The organism is Pseudomonas sp. MWU13-2100 (assembly GCF_023242365.1).
Classification (GTDB): Bacteria; Pseudomonadota; Gammaproteobacteria; order Pseudomonadales; family Pseudomonadaceae; genus Aquipseudomonas.
Map to the genome: position 1 here is coordinate 22,929 of NZ_JALLIX010000047.1, position 16,375 is coordinate 39,303.

The window sequence follows — 16,375 nt, forward strand, 5'->3', positions numbered from 1 at the left end:
CCCGCCACATGTGGCTGATACGGCCTCACGGCAGCGCGTTTCAGCGCTGCTGCGAGGCAAAGCGACCCTTCCCCGCCTGCTTCGCTTCGTACATGCGGCTGTCCGCCTCGCGCAACAGCTGTGTCGCGGTTCTCGGATCATCGCGCTGGTACACCGCAATCCCGATACTCACCCCCACCTGCACGGTAGCCGCACCGATCAGCACCGGCTCATTGATCAGTTGAATCAGTTTATGCGCCAGCTGCTCGGCGTCCTGGGTGCCGCCGAACTGGCCTTCCACCACGGCGGTAAACTCATCGCCGGCCAGCCGAAACACCGCATCCGTCTCCCGCAGACCGGTCTTCAACTTCTCGGCCACGATCTGGAGCAACAGGTCGCCGATTTCATGGCCAAAGGTATCGTTCACCGCCTTGAAGCCATCCAGGTCAAGAAACAGCACCCCCAGGGGAACGCCGATCCGGCGGGCCCTGGCCATCGCATTGGGCAGGTATTCGAGCAAGGATCGGCGGTTTGGCAGCCCGGTCAAGGTATCGGTCAACGCTTCTTTCTCGCGGCGTTCGGCCATGGCCTTGCGTTCGGTAATATCGTGCAGGAAAACACTGAAGAAGCGTTGCCCGTCGATTTCGACAGGGCTGATCCGCACCTCGACGGGAAAGACCATGCCGTCGCGCCGCACCGCCGATATCTCCAGGCGCTGGCGCAGCGCCTCATCGTCACCGGTGGCGAGATAACGCCGCCACCCGGCCAGATGAACCTCGCGCATGGCTACCGGGATGACCAGATTTTCGAATGACTGGCCCAGCGCCTCATCACGGGACCAGCCGAAGGTCGTCTCGGCCATTCGGTTCCAGGCCCTTATCGCGCCCGACTCATCGATACTCACGTAGGCATCGCTGGCGTGCTCCAGCACCGCCGAGAGCTCCGCCTCACGCTGCCGGAGCTCGCGATCGGCATGCAGCCGCTGAAGCATCGTATGGGACAGCATTTCATTGGCCCGCAGCAGTTCCGCGGTACGCTCCTCGACACGCTGCTCCAGGCTGTGTCGCAACGCCTGCAGGGACGCCTCGGTTTCCTTGCGCCGCTGGATATTCTGGACCGTCGCGATGTAGTACTCCAGATCGCCGTCCACCGACAGCAGCTTGGCCACATGCAGGTCGACCCAGACCGAGGAGCCGTCCTTGTGCCGGTATCTTTTCTCAAGCTGATAACGATCGATTTCGCCACGGTTCAACTGGCGCAACAGATTCAAGTCACTGTCCAGGTCGTCAGGGTGAGTGATGTCCTGGAAGCTCAGGGTCATGAGTTCGTCGGCTTCATAGCCGACGATGGAACAGAACGCGCTGTTGAGACTGAGAAAGCGCCCGTTGGCCGCGACCGCCGCGATGCCCGTGGGTGCGAGGGCAAAGGCGGTTTTCAGGCGTGCCTCGCTGGCCGCGAAGGCTGCCGCGGAGTGGGTGATATGCGAGCGGGACAGCAGCGCGGCCTCGCGCATCTGGAATTCCCGGCTGACCAGCCCGGCAAAGTCCTCCAGGATCTGCCGTGACTCATCGCTGAATATCCGGGCCTTGCAATCCATCGCACAGAGCGTACCCAGGGCATAGCCCTCGATGGAGCGGATCGGCGTTCCCGCGTAAAAACGGATACGTGGATTGCTGGTAACCAGCGAACTGGACGAAAAGCGCGGATCACTCAGCGCGTCGAGGACCACCATCGTCCGCTCTTGCTCTATGGCAATCGTGCAGAAGGAGATATCCCGGGGCGTCTGCCTGACGTCCATACCGACCCTGGACTTGAACCACTGACGGTCACTGTCGACCAGCGAAATCAGCGCAATGGGCACCTCAAGCGTGGTGGCCAGCAACCGCGTGATGCGATCAAAAACCGGCTCCGCCGCAGTGTCGAGCACCTCCAGAGCGCGCAACAGCTTTAAACGTCCAACTTCAGTGCGGTGCAAAATGGACGACCTCTCTCAGCTGATTCGGTTGCGTTCTATCTCCGTGTCGAGAATAGTGCGGCGATTCGCTCTGGGCGTGTGTAGGAGCCGTAGGCCACGGTATGCATGGCTGATGCTGACAGCATATGCCATTCTGAGTGGGCTTCAAGAAAGGGATGGTATTAGACTGACGGTGGTGATGAGTGGTGGCGCTCGTCAAATGACCAAAGGATGAACGCAGTGAGCCGGACCAGCCATATCTGCCTGATGGCGAGCTATAACCAGTGGATGAACGCCAAGCTCTATGAGTCGGCCAAGGGCTTGTCCGAAGAGGAGCTGAGCGCCGACAGGAAAGCTTTTTTTGGCTCGATTCTCGGAACCTTGAACCACCTGGCGGCCGGGGACAGGGTCTGGCTACAGCGACTCGCCCGGCATCCGGCGCAGTACCCGGCCCTGGAGCCCATTCGACAGTTGCCCACGCCCGAGCGCCTCGACCAACTGCTGTTTCCTGATTTCCAGGCACTAGCGGCGCATCGGGTATGGCTCGATCAAATCATTATCAACTGGGCCCGCTCAGTGACCGAGTCGGATCTGGATCACCCGCTCCACTACAAGAATATGAAGGGCGTAGCGGCTGAAAAGGACTCTTATGGCTTGATCATGCATTTTTTCAACCACCAGACCCATCACCGCGGACAAGTGACCACCTTGCTGTCACAGGCGGGTGTTGATGTAGGGAGTACGGATCTGGTGGCCCTCATTCCTTGCGAGCCACAGATCTGATCAAACAATCAAGCGCCTTTATTTGGCAGTGGAACTGCCGGCCTGGCTCAACCCTTTGTCGTTGTGATCGCCCGGCGTAGTGGCCGAAATCGCCGTGGCTTTCGACAGCCCTCGTGTGGTTTTGGAATGGGCGACATGCGACGTGGCGATCCCGTGACCACGAGAGGTTTTGTGGGCGCGTCCAATGTGAGTGCCACTCACGCCATGATCGCGAACAGCCTTGCCGTCATGATCGGTTTCCTTGCCTTCGGCGAGGCCGTTGCTCTTGGAACTGGCCGAGTGGCCGCTACCGGCATGACCACTTCCCTCTCCACTATGCCCGCCAGCACCACCAGCACCACCGTTGCCACCGTTGCCACCGCCATGACCACCCTCTTTGGCATAGGCAGACGCCATGATGGACAGTTCAGCCGGCAATAAAGGGGCAACAGCAAGCATCAGGGTGCATGACATGATGGCAACCAGGCTTTTCTTTTTCAAACGCATGATGGCTTCCGTAAAGTTAGTATTTGCGTAATCTCTGACACAATTGGTTACGTGTTGTTCAAAGACAAGCGACCAACGGAAGCCTCCAGCCCTGCTTATAAAGTTAATGCGAAATGCTCGCTTTGACTCTTCCCTGGATGCCCCGGCAAGACAAGCCGATATCACACCGGATCAGTGCAGGCGCTCAGTCGTTCAAGGCACCACTCAGCACTTCATAAATAATTCCGCTCGCGATAGACACCAGAATCAAGTCGGGCCCCGCCTGCTGCCATTCATATCCGTCGTAGCGCGGAAGCTGCCCCACAAGTCGACCATCCAGCTTTTTCGCAATGCCGGGTGGAAGAGGTTTTCCACGAGCCAGTTTTTTCTGGATGCCCGGCGGCAATGCTGGCCCGGGACGCCAGTAATCGCGGTGTCCGCCAATGACGCCGAGTACGCTTCCTCGATCGATGCTTGGCCCGTGCCCCCAATCACCACCTCCTGATTTTCTGCCTTTGCCGTGGCCGCCTTGATTGTCCTGGCCTTGGTCGTCTTGCGAAAAACCCCTGCCGTGTCCCTGGCCATTGCCGTTGCCGTTACCCGGATCAGCCAAAGCGGTAGCAGAGCCGGTTATCAGGGCGAAGCAGGTCAGTACCGTCATGAACGAACGAGATTTGAACATATCTGTTTTCCCAGAAAGAGGAACATCCCCACTGCAATGTAGACGGCATTGGGCAAGGAAGTTCCACTGCAACAGCAGCCATGGGAAGTGACGGTACAGGCAAAGTCGTTCAATGACGCAGCAATTTGCGCAACGGCACACCGTCCTTGAGCACGGGAGACTTGATGACGATGTAGCTGAAGTACTTGGAGATACCGATGTTCTTGTCCAGCAGGCTTTCGATCACCTCCTGGTAATGCTGGATACTGCGAGTCATGAAGCGCACCAGGTAATCATAGCCACCGCTGATCAGATGGCATTCAAGCACTTCGTCCACCAGCCGGATATTGGACTCGAATTTGGCAAAGTCTTCACGTTTGTGGTCGCTCAGGGTGACTTCGGTGAAGACCGTCACCGAATCGGTGATCTTCGCCAGGTTCAGGTGTGCCTTGTAGCTGGAAATGTACCCGGCCGACTCCAGCCGCTTGACCCGTTGCAGGCAGGGGCTGGCCGACAATCCCACCGCATCGGCCAGGCTCACGTTGGTCATGCGCCCATCTTTTTGCAGTTCAACCAAGATGCTGATGTCGATCCGGTCCAGTTTTACTAAACCTTCCATTGCCTACCTCTTGACTGCCGTTTGTAAGACAATCTTCTAGCAAAATCAGCGCCGTAAAGACAGCTGATGCTGCGCTACCAGATCCGCCATGCTGTTGATGCAGTAATCCGCGGCGCAGGGCGAGGAGCGCTTTACCTGGTCTCGACAGATCAGGCATACATCTCCGGCCGCCGGCCGGACGGCCGCAGGCCGAGTCACCTGCAGAATGTGCCGGACTTCAAGCTCGTTGCTCTTCAACCATTCTGGATCGAGCAAAGGATCGCTGGCCAATGAAATGAAATCATCGGGCGTAATCCCCAGCCGCTCACAAAGCAGCCCTCGATCTTCCGTATCGCGGTCGCCGCGCACCAGCAAGCGATAGAACTTGCGCAGGTACAACATCGCCCCCGGCGCGTCCTCGAACAGCGACCAGTTGGCAGCCGAACGGGCAAAGCTCATACCCTCCTCCCAACTGGCTTTCAGCCCCCAGCGCTCGGCCAGCTGGCGATGGGCGAAACACTGCGAGCCACTAAAGCCCAGTTCTGCGAACCGAGGATAAAGCACACGTACGACCTCGGCGTACTCCGCCAGTACCTGTTCCTTGTCTGAGTGACCGCCTCGGCTGTCGAGCAATGGTTGCAATGCCGCCCAGACCCCCGAATCGCGATCGACCAGAACCTCGTCGCAATCAATGAGCAGTGCCCGATATTCAGTCAGCCCCATGGTGTGCAAAGCCTCCGATGATGCATTTCATCCATCCGTGCTCCATAAACGCCCACGGGCGATGCCTGGCGGCACCGCCCCGAGCGGGCACCTGCTCAGTTCAAGACGCGTGCCAACGCGCCGTCGAGAATCTGCAGCGCTTCGTCGATCTGTTCTTCAGTGGTCACCAGCGGGGCGAGAAAGCGTAGAACGTTACGGTAAACACCACATTTGATCACCAGCAAACCGCCAATGCGCGCCTCATCGATCAAGCGCTGGTTCAAGTCAGCATCGGGAGTACGCGCCTCGTCATCCTTGATCAGCTCGAGCGCCAGCATGAAACCGCTGCCGCGCACATCGCCGATTTGCCAGTGACGCGCCTGCAAGCGCAACAGCCCCTGGCGCAAACGCTCGCCCAGTGCTTCACCGCGGGCCAGCAACTGCTCTTGCTCAAAGGCATCGATCACCGCCAGGGCCGCGGCACAAGACAAGGCGTTGCCGCCGTAGGTGCCACCCAGGCCGCCCGGCAACGGGGCGTCCATGATCGCCGCCTTGCCGACCACACCCGATAGCGGCAAGCCACCCGCCAGGCTCTTGGCCACCGTCACCAGATCCGGCTGGATCCCGGCATGCTGGAAACCGAACCATTTGCCGGTACGGCCGAAACCGGTCTGGATTTCATCAAGGATCAACACGATGCCATGCTTTTCAGTCAGGGCACGCAGTGCCTGAAGAAACTCCACCGGCGCCGCAAGGAACCCGCCGTCACCCTGCACGGGCTCGATGATGATGGCCGCGACTCGCTCCGCTGCCACCTGAGTGGCCAACAACTCGTCGAGCGCCTTGAGCGCCATATCGCTACTGACACCACGATAGGCATTCGGGTAGGGGGTATGGAACACCTCCGGTGCAAACGGCCCGAAGTTCTGCTTGTAAGGCTGGCTCATGCCGGTCAGGGTGGTGCCGAGCAACGTGCGGCCGTGGAAGCCGCCGCGAAAGGCGATAACGGCCGAACGGTTGGTGTGGGCACGGGCAATCTTGATCGCGTTTTCCACGGCTTCGGCGCCCGAGGTGAAGAACGCCGCTTTGTACGCTTCCTGGCCACCGATCATTTCGCACAGGCGTTGGGCCAGGTCGAGATAAGGCTTATAGGCAACTACCTGGAAACAGGCATGGGAGACCTTTTGCAATTGTGCCTGCACGGCCGCGACCACCTTGGGATGATTGTGGCCGATATTCAGCACACCGATACCGCCGACGAAGTCCAGGTAGCGCTTACCGTCCACGTCCCACAATTCAGCTCCCTGGGCGCGATCGATCACCAACGGGTGAGCGGTAACCAAGCCACGCGGCACGAATTGATCGCGCTGACGGAGCAAATGAGGGGTTTCGTCGACTTTGCTATTCATGGCATTTCCCATCGTGAGTCCGGCAACCGGAAGGTGGTTGCGATGCTGTTCAGGTTAAGCCTTGCGCGAAACGATCTACGCCGAACTTGGCCCCTGAGAAATTCGGATCAACTGTTTTCACCCTGCCAAACGGCAGATTCCTTCAGCACGCCGAATCTGCCGGAACATCACCAACAGAACGTCGCGCGAACCGTTTAGCCCGGTGCTTTCGACAGATCCTGCGCCGGCATTGCGCGATGATGGAGAGCCCCTTCACCCGTTCAGGAAATGCCCATGGCCCTGCTGTATAAAGCTGACCCCGTACGCGGCGACCAGTGGAAAACGCTGTTTGCCGAACACGCCCCGGATATCGAATGGCGCGCCTGGCCGGACATCGGCGACCCGACGGACATCGAGTACCTGGCCGCCTGGCAGGCGCCCGACGATCTCGAGGCGTTGCTGCCCAATCTCAAAGTGCTGTTCGCCCTGTCTGCCGGCGTCGATCAACTGGACCTCGGTCGCTTGCCCATCAGTTTGCCGCTGGTGCGCCTGCTGGATCCGGGCATCACCCGGGGCATGTGCGAATACGCCAGTTTCGCCGTGCTGAGCCTGCACCGGGACATGCTCCGTTATCGTCAGCAACAGACAGCTCGTTGCTGGCAGGCGCACTTGCTGCAACCGGCGAGCAAGCGGCGGATCGGTATCATGGGCCTCGGGACCCAGGCCCGGCGGATTCTGGCGACATTGCGGCCCCTGGGTTTTTTGTTGTCCGGTTGGGCTCGCAGCGTCCATCAGGTCGATGGGGTGGATTGCTATGCCGGCAACGAACAACTGCCTGCGTTCCTGAGCCAGTGCGACATTTTACTGTGCGTACTGCCGCTGACCGAACAGACCGAGGGCATTCTCGACGGCCGACTATTCGAGCAACTGCCTCAGGGCGCGGCGCTGATCAACATGGGCCGTGGCGCTCATCTGGTGGAAAGTGACCTACTGGCGGCCCTCGACAGCGGACAATTGAGCGGCGCCGTCATCGACGTGCTGCGGCAAGAGCCGGCACCGCCGGATCATCCGTTCTGGCTGCATCCAAAGATTCTGCTGACCCCACATATCGCGGCCATGACCCAGCCGGAAAGTGCGTTCGAGGTGTTGCTGGAGAACATTCGCCGACATCAGCGTGGCGAACCGATGGTCGGTGAGATCGATCGTACGCGGGGCTATTGAATACAGCGCAAATCCACTGTGGAAACGGGCTTGCCCCCCCCCACAGTGGATCAGTGGCATGGTTCAAAGGCGCTCGGCAATCGCTTTGCCCACCTCCTGCGTCGAACCCTTTCCGCCCAGATCCGGCGTGATCGGCCCCTCGGCGATCACCCGTTCGATCGCCTGCAGGATCCCGTCATGCGCCGCGCGATAGCGCTCGTCACCATTACCCAGGAAATCGAGCATCAACGCCCCGGACCAGATCATCGCAATCGGGTTGGCGATGTTCTGCCCGTAGATATCCGGCGCCGAGCCATGTACCGGCTCGAACAGCGACGGAAAACGGCGCTCGGGATCGAGGTTGGCCGAAGGCGCGATACCGATGGTGCCGGCACAGGCCGGGCCGAGATCGGAAAGAATGTCGCCGAACAGGTTCGACGCCACCACCACATCAAAGCGGTCCGGTTGCAGCACGAAACGTGCACACAGAATATCGATATGCTGCTTGTCCCAGGTGATGTCCGGGTACTGCTCGGCCATCAAGGCCGTCCTCTCGTCCCAATAGGGCATGCTGATGGAGATGCCGTTGGACTTGGTCGCCGCCGTCAGGCGCTTGCGCGGTCGGGTCCGGGCCAGTTCGAAGGCGAATTTGAGGATCCGGTCCACACCACGCCGGGTGAACACCGATTCCTGCAACACGAACTCATGCTCGGTGCCTTCGAACATCTTGCCGCCGACCGAGGAGTACTCGCCCTCGGTGTTCTCGCGGATCACCACAAAATCAATATCCCCCGGCTTGCGCCCGGCCAACGGGCAGGGCACACCGGGAAACAGCCGCACCGGGCGGATGTTCACGTACTGGTCGAAGTCCCGACGGAACTTGAGCAGCGAACCCCACAGGGAAATGTGGTCGGGCACCTTGTCCGGCCAACCCACGGCGCCGAAATAGATCGCGTCAAAGCCCTTGAGCTGTTCGAACCAGTCGTCGGGCATCATTTGCCCATGTTCCAGGTAGTAATCGCAGTGAGCCCAGTCGAGCACTTCGATGCTCAAGTCCAACTGCCATTTCTTCGCAGCCTGCTCCAGCACGCGCAACCCTTCCGGCAGGACTTCCTTGCCGATACCATCGCCGGCAATCGCGGCGATTCTGAATGCCTTGCTCATCAATCATGCCTCGCAAATGTCTGTGCCATCGTGGCTGGGGTTACAGCCCACCGATGTGGAAGGCTTTGACTTCCAGGTACTCGTCGAGGCCGTACTTGCTGCCTTCACGGCCCAGGCCCGACTGCTTGATGCCGCCGAACGGGGCGACTTCCATGGAAATGATTCCGGTATTGAGACCGACCATGCCGAACTCCAGCGCCTCGCCGAAACGCCAGGAGCGCCGCAAGTCCTGGGTAAAATAGTAGGCGCCCAGACCGTAAGGTGTAGCATTGGCCAGCGCGAGCGCTTCGGCCTCAGAGGTAAAGCGCATCAGCGGCGCCACCGGACCGAAGGTTTCTTCGTTGGCCAACAGCATGCCGGCATGGGCTTCGCCGAGCACGGTGGGTTGGACAAACTGACTGTCGCCCTCGGGTATCGCGCCACAGAGCAAACGCGCGCCCTGGCTCAAGGCATCGTCGATATGTCGGGCGACCTTGCTCACTGCGGCCGCATTGATCAGCGGGCCGATAGTGACATCGGCGTCCAGGCCGTTGCCGACCTTGAGCTTGCCCACCTCCTCCACCAGTCGCTGGGCAAACCGCTCGTAAATGCCGTCCTGCACGAGGATGCGATTGGCGCAGACGCAGGTCTGGCCGGCGTTGCGAAACTTGCTGAGCATGATGCCGGCCACCGCCTGCTCCAGGTCGGCGTCGTCGAACACAATGAACGGCGCGTTACCGCCCAACTCCAGGCTCAGGCGCTTGATGTGTTCGGCGCTCTGGCGCATCAGCAGGCGGCCGACTGCCGTGGAGCCGGTGAAGGAAATCTTCCGGACTGTCGGGTTGGCGGTCAGCTCTTCACCGATACCCGCGGGCATCCCGGTCAGCACATTGAACACGCCGGGCGGAATCCCGACCCGCTCGGCCAACACCGCCAGGGCCAGGGCCGAGAGCGGTGTCAGGTCCGAGGGTTTGACGATGATCGGGCAGCCCGCGGCCAGCGCTGGAGCGCATTTGCGGGTGATCATCGCGTTGGGGAAGTTCCACGGGGTGATCGCGGCACAAACCCCCACCGGTTGCTTGAGGGTCAGCAGCCGGCGATCGCCGCTGGGGGCCGGCATGGTTTCACCGTAAACCCGCCGGGCTTCCTCGGCGAACCATTTGACGAAACCGGCGCCGTAGCGAATTTCGCCCTTGGCCTCGTTCAAGGGTTTGCCCTGCTCGCAGGTCATGATCAGTGCCAGGTCGTCGAGGTTGTCGAGCATGGCCTGATACCAGTGTTCCAGTAGCGCCGCCCGCTCGGCCGCCGGGCGGGCGCGCCAGGCCGGCCAGGCCCGCTCGGCGGCTTCGATGGCGCGACGGGTTTCCGTGCCTTGCATCGCTGGCACGCGGGCGAGCAAGCGGCCGCTGGCCGGGTCGCTGACGTCCAGGGTCGCGGCGTTGTCAGCGCCGATCCACTGCCCATCGATGTAGGCGAGTTCTACCAAAAGGCTGGGGTCTTTCAAACGATTCTTGAGCATGGTCGAGGTCCTGATCCGAGACAACTGCCAGTCTAGGGAGGAGCCACGGACGAGGATGCTGAAAGCGCCATAACAGCAGTGTCGGATGCTGAAAAACGGGATGGGACGGCAGGCTCTACTGGTGGGCATTGGCTATTTATCGTGGCGAACAGCAAACCTGTGGCGAGGGGCCTTACTGTTTCAGGGAGCCCAGCAGTCCCTGCAGAAACCGCTCCCCGGCCTCCATCTGGCTGATCTCGATAAACTCGTCCGGCTTGTGGGCCTGTTCGATCGAGCCCGGCCCGCAGACCACCACCGGGACATCCAGTCGTTGCTTGAACAACCCGCCTTCGGTGCCGAAAGAGACTTTGGCGGTGCCGGTGTCCGGTGCGGCAAAGTTCTTCAGAAAGCGCACCGCCTCGACGCTCGGGTGGGTGTCGAGACCCGGATAAACATTGAGGGTTTCGATTTCGATGTCCGCCACACTGGACAGGCGCCTGGCTTCGCGCACGATCACTTGCGCACGCTCGCGCATCTGCTCCAGGAACTGATCCAGATCGTCCGCCGGCAGGTTGCGCACTTCAAAGTCGAGGGTACAGAGGTTGGGCACGATGTTCAGTGCCCTGCCGCCGCCGATCTGCCCGACATGCACCGTGCTGTAAGGCACATCGTAGTCGGCATCCTGGGCACCCTGCTCTTGCAACTGCTGCTGGCTTTGACGCAGTGCAGAAATAAAATCACAGGCCAGGTGAATCGCATTGACCGAGCGCGGAGCCAGCGATGAGTGGGCCTCCAGGCCCCGGCAATAGGTGCGATAGGAGCCCTTGCCCTTGTGCCCGAGCACGAACTGCATCTGGGTCGGCTCGCCGATCAGGCACAGGAACGGCCGTACCGGGGCCAGGTGCAACACATCGAGCAAACGCCGCACACCGACGCAACCGGTCTCTTCGTCATGGGACAGCGCCAGTTGCAGCGGTCGGCTCAACGGGCCGTCCGCCGCCTCGAGCATGGCGTCGATGGCCAGGGCGATGAAGCCCTTCATGTCGCAGCTGCCACGGCCATAAATCTTGCCGTCCCGCACCGTCGCCTGAAACGCCGGGAGGGTCCAGGCCTGGCCCGCCGCCGGGACCACGTCGGTGTGCCCCGACAGCAGGATCCCCGGTAACTCCCGGGGGCCAGTGCTGGCGAACAGGTTGGCCTTTTTACCCGTTTCATCCTTGACGATCAGCGACTCGATGCCCTTGCTCAGCAACAGGTCGCGGACGTACTCGATCAAGGCCATGTTCGACTCCGAAGACACGGTGTCGAAGGCCAGCAGATGTTTGAGAATATCCAGTACACGGGGTTTCATGAGGCCTTGCTCCGTTGCTCGGCTGAAAGGGCGAATCGGCGGATGGAGAACGGTTCGATCGAAGTGCTGGTGCTGCCGCTGCTGATCAGTTCGGCCATCACATCGCCGACGCCCGGGCCGAGCTGGAAACCATGCCCACAGAAGCCGAAGGCATAGAACAAGCCGTCGACGGTACCGCTCGGGCCCATCACCGGCAGGGAGTCAGGCAGGTAACCTTCGATGCCGCTCCAGACCCGGATGATGTTCAGGTTGCCGACTCCCGGCAGCAGGCGACGCATCTGCCCGAGCTGGTTGAGGATGCTGCGCGGCTCGACCTGGGCCCGCCGGGTCAGCATGTCCGGTTTGCTGCGGTAGCCGCCACCGATGACGATGTTGCCACGAGGGATCTGGCGGAAATAAATCACTTCCTCGGGAATCTTGGTGTACACGCCAATCACCGTCGGCAAGGCGTAAGGCACCGGTTCGGTGACCGCCATCTGTGGGCCGTGGGTGTCCAGCGGGACCGGCTCGCCGAATTGCGCCGAGAGTTTCTGCCCCCAGGCACCGGCGGTAATCAGCAGACGTTCGGCGCTGAACTGGCGACCATCGGTGGTGGTGATGCTGAACTCACCGCCGACCTTCTGTACCTCGGCCACTTCTGTCTGCTCCTCGATCCGCGCGCCGATACGCCGCGCCGCCCGGGCAAACGCCGGGGCCGCCAGGCGTGGGTTGGCGTGACCGTCGTGGGGTGCATAGGAGCCGCCCTTCACATCCGGCCCCAGGAACGGAAAACGCTGGTGCAGGTCCGTGCCGCGATAAATCTTCAGGTCCAGTTGCGCAGCCTCGGGGGCCGCGGCATAGGCTTCGAGCTCGGCGATTTCGTCTTCGCGGTAGCACACCCGCATGTGCCCACTGGCAATGAACTCGAGGTCGTCATCAATCAGCTCCGGCAAGCGCTTCCACAACGCCCAGGAACGGTTGGCCAACTCCAGCTGCCCAAGGAAACGCCCCTGCCGCCGGACGTTGCCGAAGTTCACGCCGCTGGCGTACTGACCGATCTGGTCGCGCTCCAGCAGGATCACCGTCTGCCCGCGCCGGCGCAGGAAAAATGCCGCCGCCGAACCCATCAGGCCACCGCCGACAATCACCACATCAGCTTTCTGTAGCGTCATGGCGACACCTCCTCGGTGAGCATCGACAGCGGTTTGACCGGCGCCTGGCCGCGCTGGCGGCCGACCTGTTGCACGGTGACACCCGCCGCGGCGGCAATCACCTCGGCCCCGGCCTGGGAGCAATAGCGCCCCTGGCAACGGCCCATGCCGACTCGGCTGAAGGCCTTGGCCCGATTGACTTCACAGGCGCCTTTTTCGCTGACCGTGCGCCGCAACTCGCCGGCGCTGATCATCTCGCAGCGGCAGACAATGGCAGTATCCGGCAAGGCTTTGGCTTGCGCCGAAGGCCAGGGAAACGCCTGAGCCAGGCCCAGGCGGAACTGCTCCATCACCGCCAGCGCCTGGCGCTGTTCATCACGCAACCCGGCATCCACCGGTTTGTGCAGATCCTCCAGCAACGCCATGGCCACCAGGCGTCCGGCGCATTCGGCGGCATCCGCGCCACGAATTCTCGAACCATCACCGGCGGCATACACGCCGCTCACCGAGGTCCGGCCGTCGTCATCGGTGGCCAGCAACCATTGGCTGGAGGCCTCATCGAAGCGCAGTCGACAACCGGCCAGGTCCGCCAATTGGGTTTCCGGACGCAGGTGATAACCCAAAGCGACGGCATCGCATGCCACGTCCAGGGTCGCCCCTGCCGCCGTCCGCACCTGCACGCCACTGACCCCGCTGGCTGCGTCACCCAGAACTTGCAGGGGGTGGATGCCCAGGTGCAGCGGAATCTTCGCCCGGTACAACTGCGCCAGGAGTTTCATTCCGGTGAACAACAGCCCGGGACGCGCCAGCAGTTTTGGCAAGGCCCCGATGCGTTTGCCCAGCGGCGAAGTATCGAGCACCGCCGCGACCTTGGCACCGGCCTTGAGGTACTGGCTGGCGACCAGATACAGCAACGGTCCACTGCCCATGAACACCACGCTGTGGCCGATGGACACCGCCTGGGACTTGAGCGCGATCTGCGCGCCACCGAGGCTGTAGGTACCCGCCAACTGCCAGCCTTCGATCGGCATCAAGCGGTCGGTGGCACCGGTGCACAGGATCAGCGCGTCGTAATCCACGGTCGAATGTTGGCCCTGGCTGACGCAGCACAGTTGCCCCGGTATCAGGTTCCATACCAGGGTGTCCGGGCGGTAATCAATCGACCCGCGCAAGCGGTCGAAACTCAGGTGCAAGTCCCGGGCCTTGGCGGCTTCGCTGCCATACAGCGTGGCGTAATCGCGGGTAAAACCTTGCGGCTGACGACGGTAGATCTGCCCGCCATCGCGACGACTCTCATCGATCAGGATCGGCTTGAAACCAGCGGCCAGCAGGGTTTCGGCGCAGCGAATACCCGCCGGCCCGGCGCCGACAATGACTATCCGTGCAATGGCCATATCGCCTCCGGTTGTGTGGTGACAATCTCCAGCCCTTCACGGACTTCGTTGGAACAGGCGCGCAGGCGTTCACCACTGCGGGTCCAGACCCAGCAATCCTGACAAGCCCCCATCAGGCAGAAACCGGCACGGCGGCCCGTATCGAACTCCGACTGACGCAACGCAGTACCCCGGGTCAGCAACGCGACCATCAGCGTATCGCCCTGCAAGGCCTCGATCGGTACCCCGTCCACCTGCAGTTTGACAGTCGGCCGGCCCTGCTCGGCCAGTCTTACAAAACGCCCCTTCATGCATAGGCTCCCTGGATCATGATATTCAAGTCCTGCTGCGTCTTGAGCAGCTCGGCGCTGTCGTGATGGCAGAGGATTTCACTGCCGCCCTCGATGATCCGGCGGTTCGGCGCGGTCTGATTGCACAGGCCGTCCAGCCGTACCGGGCAGCGATTGAGGAAGGTGCACAGCTCCGGCACATTGGCCTTCGCGCCGATGGGCGGCAGTTCACCGCAGGTGGTGCCGCAGTTTTCAAGCCATCCCTGGCGCAGTTCCGGCACCGAATGGATCAACAGGTCGGTGTAGGGATGGAACGGGGCCTGGGCAAATGACTGCCGGGTGCCGGCCTGGACCTTGTGGCCGCTGTACATCACCACGATGTCGTCGCACAGCGCCCGTACGGTGGAAATATCGTGACTGATGAACAGGTACGAAACCCCCAGTTCCTGACGCAGGTCGCGCAGCAGTTCGAGAATCGCCGCGCCGACCACGGTGTCGAGTGCCGAGGTCACCTCGTCGCACAGGATCAGGTCCGGCTTCGCCGCCAGCGCCCGCGCCAGGTTGACCCGTTGCTTTTGCCCTCCGGAGAGTTCATTGGGACGCCGTTCGGCCATGGCTCGCGGCAGCCGCACCAGGTCCAGCAGTTCACCGATACGCTCGCGCAATGCGGCGCCCTTGAGGCCGAAATACATCTTCAGCGGGCGGCTCAGAATGGTACCGACGCTGTGCATGGGGTTGAGTGCGGTGTCGGCGTTCTGGAAGACCATCTGAATGCGTCGGAACTGCTCAGGGGTGCGTTCGCAGAGACTGCCGCCCAGTGGCTGGCCGGCGAATGTCAGCGCCCCCAATGCCGGGGTCAGCAGCCCGGCCACCACCCGTGCCAGGGTCGACTTGCCGGAACCCGATTCGCCAATCACACCGATGGCCTGTCCCCGGCGCACCGTCAGGTCGATGTCCTCCAGCACGCGGATCGACGGCATGCCTTGCGGGTTTTTGTTACCGTAGCCGGCGGTCAGACCCTTGATCGTCAGCAACGGTTCGTCTTCGGCCAGGCCGCTGGGCGGACGGATCGTCGTATCGGGCCGCGCCGCCGCCAGCAGGCTACGGGTGTACTCATGGGCCGGGCCCTTGAGCAGCGGCGCGGTGGCACTCTGTTCGAAGACCTGGCCGCCGTTGAGCACCACGATCTGGTCGGCCATCTGCGCGACGACGGCGAGGTCGTGGGAGACATAGACCGCCGTTGCCCCACGCTCATGGACCACTCGTTTGAAGGCACGCAGCACGTCGATCTGGGTGGTCACGTCGAGGGCGGTGGTCGGTTCGTCGAGCACCACCAGCAACGGATCGCTGATCAACGCCATCGCCGCCATCACCCGTTGCAATTGCCCACCTGACACCTGGTGCGGGTAACGCTGGCCGATGTGATCAGGGTCCGGCAAGGCCAGGTCGCGGAACAACTCGATGGCCTTGGCTTCGAGCACGGCCCGGCTGCCCAGGCCATGAATCAAGGCGCCCTCCACCACCTGGTCGATCAGCTTCTTCGCCGGATTGAACGCCGCCGCCGCGCTCTGGGCGATATACGACACCCGGTTGCCACGCAGACCTTGCAGTTCGCGTTCGCTCAACGCCAGCATGTCGTGCTCGCCGACCTGCACCACCCCGCCCGACAACCGGCAGCCGCGCCGGGCATACCCGAGCAGCGCCAGGGCGATGGTGGTCTTGCCGGAACCGGACTCGCCGATCAATGCCAGCACTTCGCCTTTTTCCAGGGAAAAGCTCACACCCTTGACGATTTCCACCTCGCCGCGCTCGCCACAGGCGACTACGCGCAAGTCTTCGACCCGAATCAATTCACTCATT

The 16,375-nt window shown here is 61.8% G+C and carries 14 protein-coding genes and 1 pseudogene; 2 read left to right on the top strand and 13 right to left on the bottom strand.

Annotated elements, in window-relative coordinates:
• Window positions 1–40 precede the first annotated feature (40 nt).
• A complete protein-coding gene (locus tag M5B99_RS25105) occupies window positions 41–1,954 on the bottom strand; it encodes a PAS domain S-box protein (RefSeq protein WP_248806588.1) in 1,914 nt (637 codons plus the stop codon).
• A 219-nt stretch (window positions 1,955–2,173) separates the two neighbouring features.
• On the opposite strand from M5B99_RS25105, the gene M5B99_RS25110 reads away from it, so the two are divergent.
• The gene (locus M5B99_RS25110; protein WP_248806589.1) at window positions 2,174–2,716 is read left to right on the top strand and encodes a DinB family protein; all 543 of its coding nucleotides are present in this window, start codon (window positions 2,174–2,176) and stop codon (window positions 2,714–2,716) included.
• Between the two features lie 312 nt (window positions 2,717–3,028).
• Here the strand turns inward: M5B99_RS25110 and M5B99_RS30350 are convergent.
• The 5 genes and pseudogenes from M5B99_RS30350 to gabT all read right to left on the bottom strand — a co-directional run.
• Window positions 3,029–3,133 (bottom strand): annotated as a pseudogene (locus M5B99_RS30350) (hypothetical protein); the annotation flags it as partial.
• 253 nt (window positions 3,134–3,386) lie between these two features.
• Window positions 3,387–3,863 (bottom strand): anti-virulence regulator CigR family protein, encoded by a 477-nt coding sequence (locus M5B99_RS25120; RefSeq protein WP_248806591.1) that lies wholly within the window; start codon window positions 3,861–3,863, stop codon window positions 3,387–3,389.
• A 109-nt stretch (window positions 3,864–3,972) separates the two neighbouring features.
• Window positions 3,973–4,461, bottom strand: a complete 489-nt coding sequence (locus M5B99_RS25125) for an Lrp/AsnC family transcriptional regulator (RefSeq protein ID WP_100943735.1) — start codon at window positions 4,459–4,461, stop codon at window positions 3,973–3,975.
• A gap of 45 nt (window positions 4,462–4,506) precedes the next feature.
• Entirely contained in the window at window positions 4,507–5,163 is a 657-nt protein-coding gene (locus M5B99_RS25130) for a 2-haloalkanoic acid dehalogenase (protein WP_248806592.1), read from the bottom strand.
• A gap of 95 nt (window positions 5,164–5,258) precedes the next feature.
• Window positions 5,259–6,551 carry a 4-aminobutyrate--2-oxoglutarate transaminase gene (gabT, locus tag M5B99_RS25135; protein WP_248806593.1) on the bottom strand — a complete coding sequence of 431 codons (1,293 nt, stop codon included), beginning with the start codon at window positions 6,549–6,551 and terminating at the stop codon, window positions 5,259–5,261.
• A gap of 273 nt (window positions 6,552–6,824) precedes the next feature.
• Here gabT and M5B99_RS25140 point away from each other — a divergent pair, with 273 nt between their 5' ends.
• Window positions 6,825–7,751 (top strand): 2-hydroxyacid dehydrogenase, encoded by a 927-nt coding sequence (locus M5B99_RS25140; protein ID WP_248806594.1) that lies wholly within the window; start codon window positions 6,825–6,827, stop codon window positions 7,749–7,751.
• A 63-nt stretch (window positions 7,752–7,814) separates the two neighbouring features.
• Here the strand turns inward: M5B99_RS25140 and M5B99_RS25145 are convergent, their stop codons facing one another.
• From M5B99_RS25145 to M5B99_RS25175, 7 genes are all read right to left on the bottom strand, one after another.
• Complete coding sequence (locus M5B99_RS25145; RefSeq protein ID WP_248806595.1) at window positions 7,815–8,894, bottom strand: tartrate dehydrogenase; 1,080 nt, start codon at window positions 8,892–8,894, stop codon at window positions 7,815–7,817.
• A 40-nt stretch (window positions 8,895–8,934) separates the two neighbouring features.
• Window positions 8,935–10,392 (bottom strand): NAD-dependent succinate-semialdehyde dehydrogenase, encoded by a 1,458-nt coding sequence (locus M5B99_RS25150; RefSeq protein WP_248806596.1) that lies wholly within the window; start codon window positions 10,390–10,392, stop codon window positions 8,935–8,937.
• A 172-nt stretch (window positions 10,393–10,564) separates the two neighbouring features.
• Window positions 10,565–11,722, bottom strand: coding sequence for an acetylornithine deacetylase (argE, locus tag M5B99_RS25155; RefSeq protein WP_248806597.1), 1,158 nt, complete (start codon window positions 11,720–11,722; stop codon window positions 10,565–10,567).
• A complete protein-coding gene (locus M5B99_RS25160) occupies window positions 11,719–12,873 on the bottom strand; it encodes an NAD(P)/FAD-dependent oxidoreductase (RefSeq protein ID WP_248806598.1) in 1,155 nt (384 codons plus the stop codon). Before M5B99_RS25160 ends, argE begins: the two co-directional genes overlap by 4 nt.
• The gene (locus M5B99_RS25165; RefSeq protein WP_248806599.1) at window positions 12,870–14,246 is read right to left on the bottom strand and encodes an NAD(P)/FAD-dependent oxidoreductase; all 1,377 of its coding nucleotides are present in this window, start codon (window positions 14,244–14,246) and stop codon (window positions 12,870–12,872) included. The genes M5B99_RS25160 and M5B99_RS25165 overlap by 4 nt, the downstream gene beginning before the upstream one ends.
• Window positions 14,228–14,536, bottom strand: coding sequence for a (2Fe-2S)-binding protein (locus M5B99_RS25170; RefSeq protein ID WP_248806600.1), 309 nt, complete (start codon window positions 14,534–14,536; stop codon window positions 14,228–14,230). Before M5B99_RS25170 ends, M5B99_RS25165 begins: the two co-directional genes overlap by 19 nt.
• Window positions 14,533–16,374, bottom strand: a complete 1,842-nt coding sequence (locus M5B99_RS25175; protein ID WP_248806601.1) for an ABC transporter ATP-binding protein — start codon at window positions 16,372–16,374, stop codon at window positions 14,533–14,535. Before M5B99_RS25175 ends, M5B99_RS25170 begins: the two co-directional genes overlap by 4 nt.
• Between the last annotated feature and the right edge of the window lies 1 nt (window position 16,375).

Excerpts from the sequence above, each read along its gene's own strand:
- M5B99_RS25120 (WP_248806591.1), bottom strand. The coding sequence starts at position 3,863 with ATGTTCAAATCTCGTTCGTTCATGACGGTACTGACCTGCTTCGCCCTG.
- M5B99_RS25165 (WP_248806599.1), bottom strand. The coding sequence starts at position 14,246 with ATGGCCATTGCACGGATAGTCATTGTCGGCGCCGGGCCGGCGGGTATT.
- argE (WP_248806597.1), bottom strand. The coding sequence starts at position 11,722 with ATGAAACCCCGTGTACTGGATATTCTCAAACATCTGCTGGCCTTCGAC.
- M5B99_RS25170 (WP_248806600.1), bottom strand. The coding sequence starts at position 14,536 with ATGAAGGGGCGTTTTGTAAGACTGGCCGAGCAGGGCCGGCCGACTGTC.
- M5B99_RS25160 (WP_248806598.1), bottom strand. The coding sequence starts at position 12,873 with ATGACGCTACAGAAAGCTGATGTGGTGATTGTCGGCGGTGGCCTGATG.
- M5B99_RS25150 (WP_248806596.1), bottom strand. The coding sequence starts at position 10,392 with ATGCTCAAGAATCGTTTGAAAGACCCCAGCCTTTTGGTAGAACTCGCC.
- M5B99_RS25145 (WP_248806595.1), bottom strand. The coding sequence starts at position 8,894 with ATGAGCAAGGCATTCAGAATCGCCGCGATTGCCGGCGATGGTATCGGC.
- gabT (WP_248806593.1), bottom strand. The coding sequence starts at position 6,551 with ATGAATAGCAAAGTCGACGAAACCCCTCATTTGCTCCGTCAGCGCGAT.
- M5B99_RS25175 (WP_248806601.1), bottom strand. The coding sequence starts at position 16,374 with ATGAGTGAATTGATTCGGGTCGAAGACTTGCGCGTAGTCGCCTGTGGC.
- M5B99_RS25130 (WP_248806592.1), bottom strand. The coding sequence starts at position 5,163 with ATGGGGCTGACTGAATATCGGGCACTGCTCATTGATTGCGACGAGGTT.
- M5B99_RS25140 (WP_248806594.1), top strand. The coding sequence starts at position 6,825 with ATGGCCCTGCTGTATAAAGCTGACCCCGTACGCGGCGACCAGTGGAAA.
- M5B99_RS25125 (WP_100943735.1), bottom strand. The coding sequence starts at position 4,461 with ATGGAAGGTTTAGTAAAACTGGACCGGATCGACATCAGCATCTTGGTT.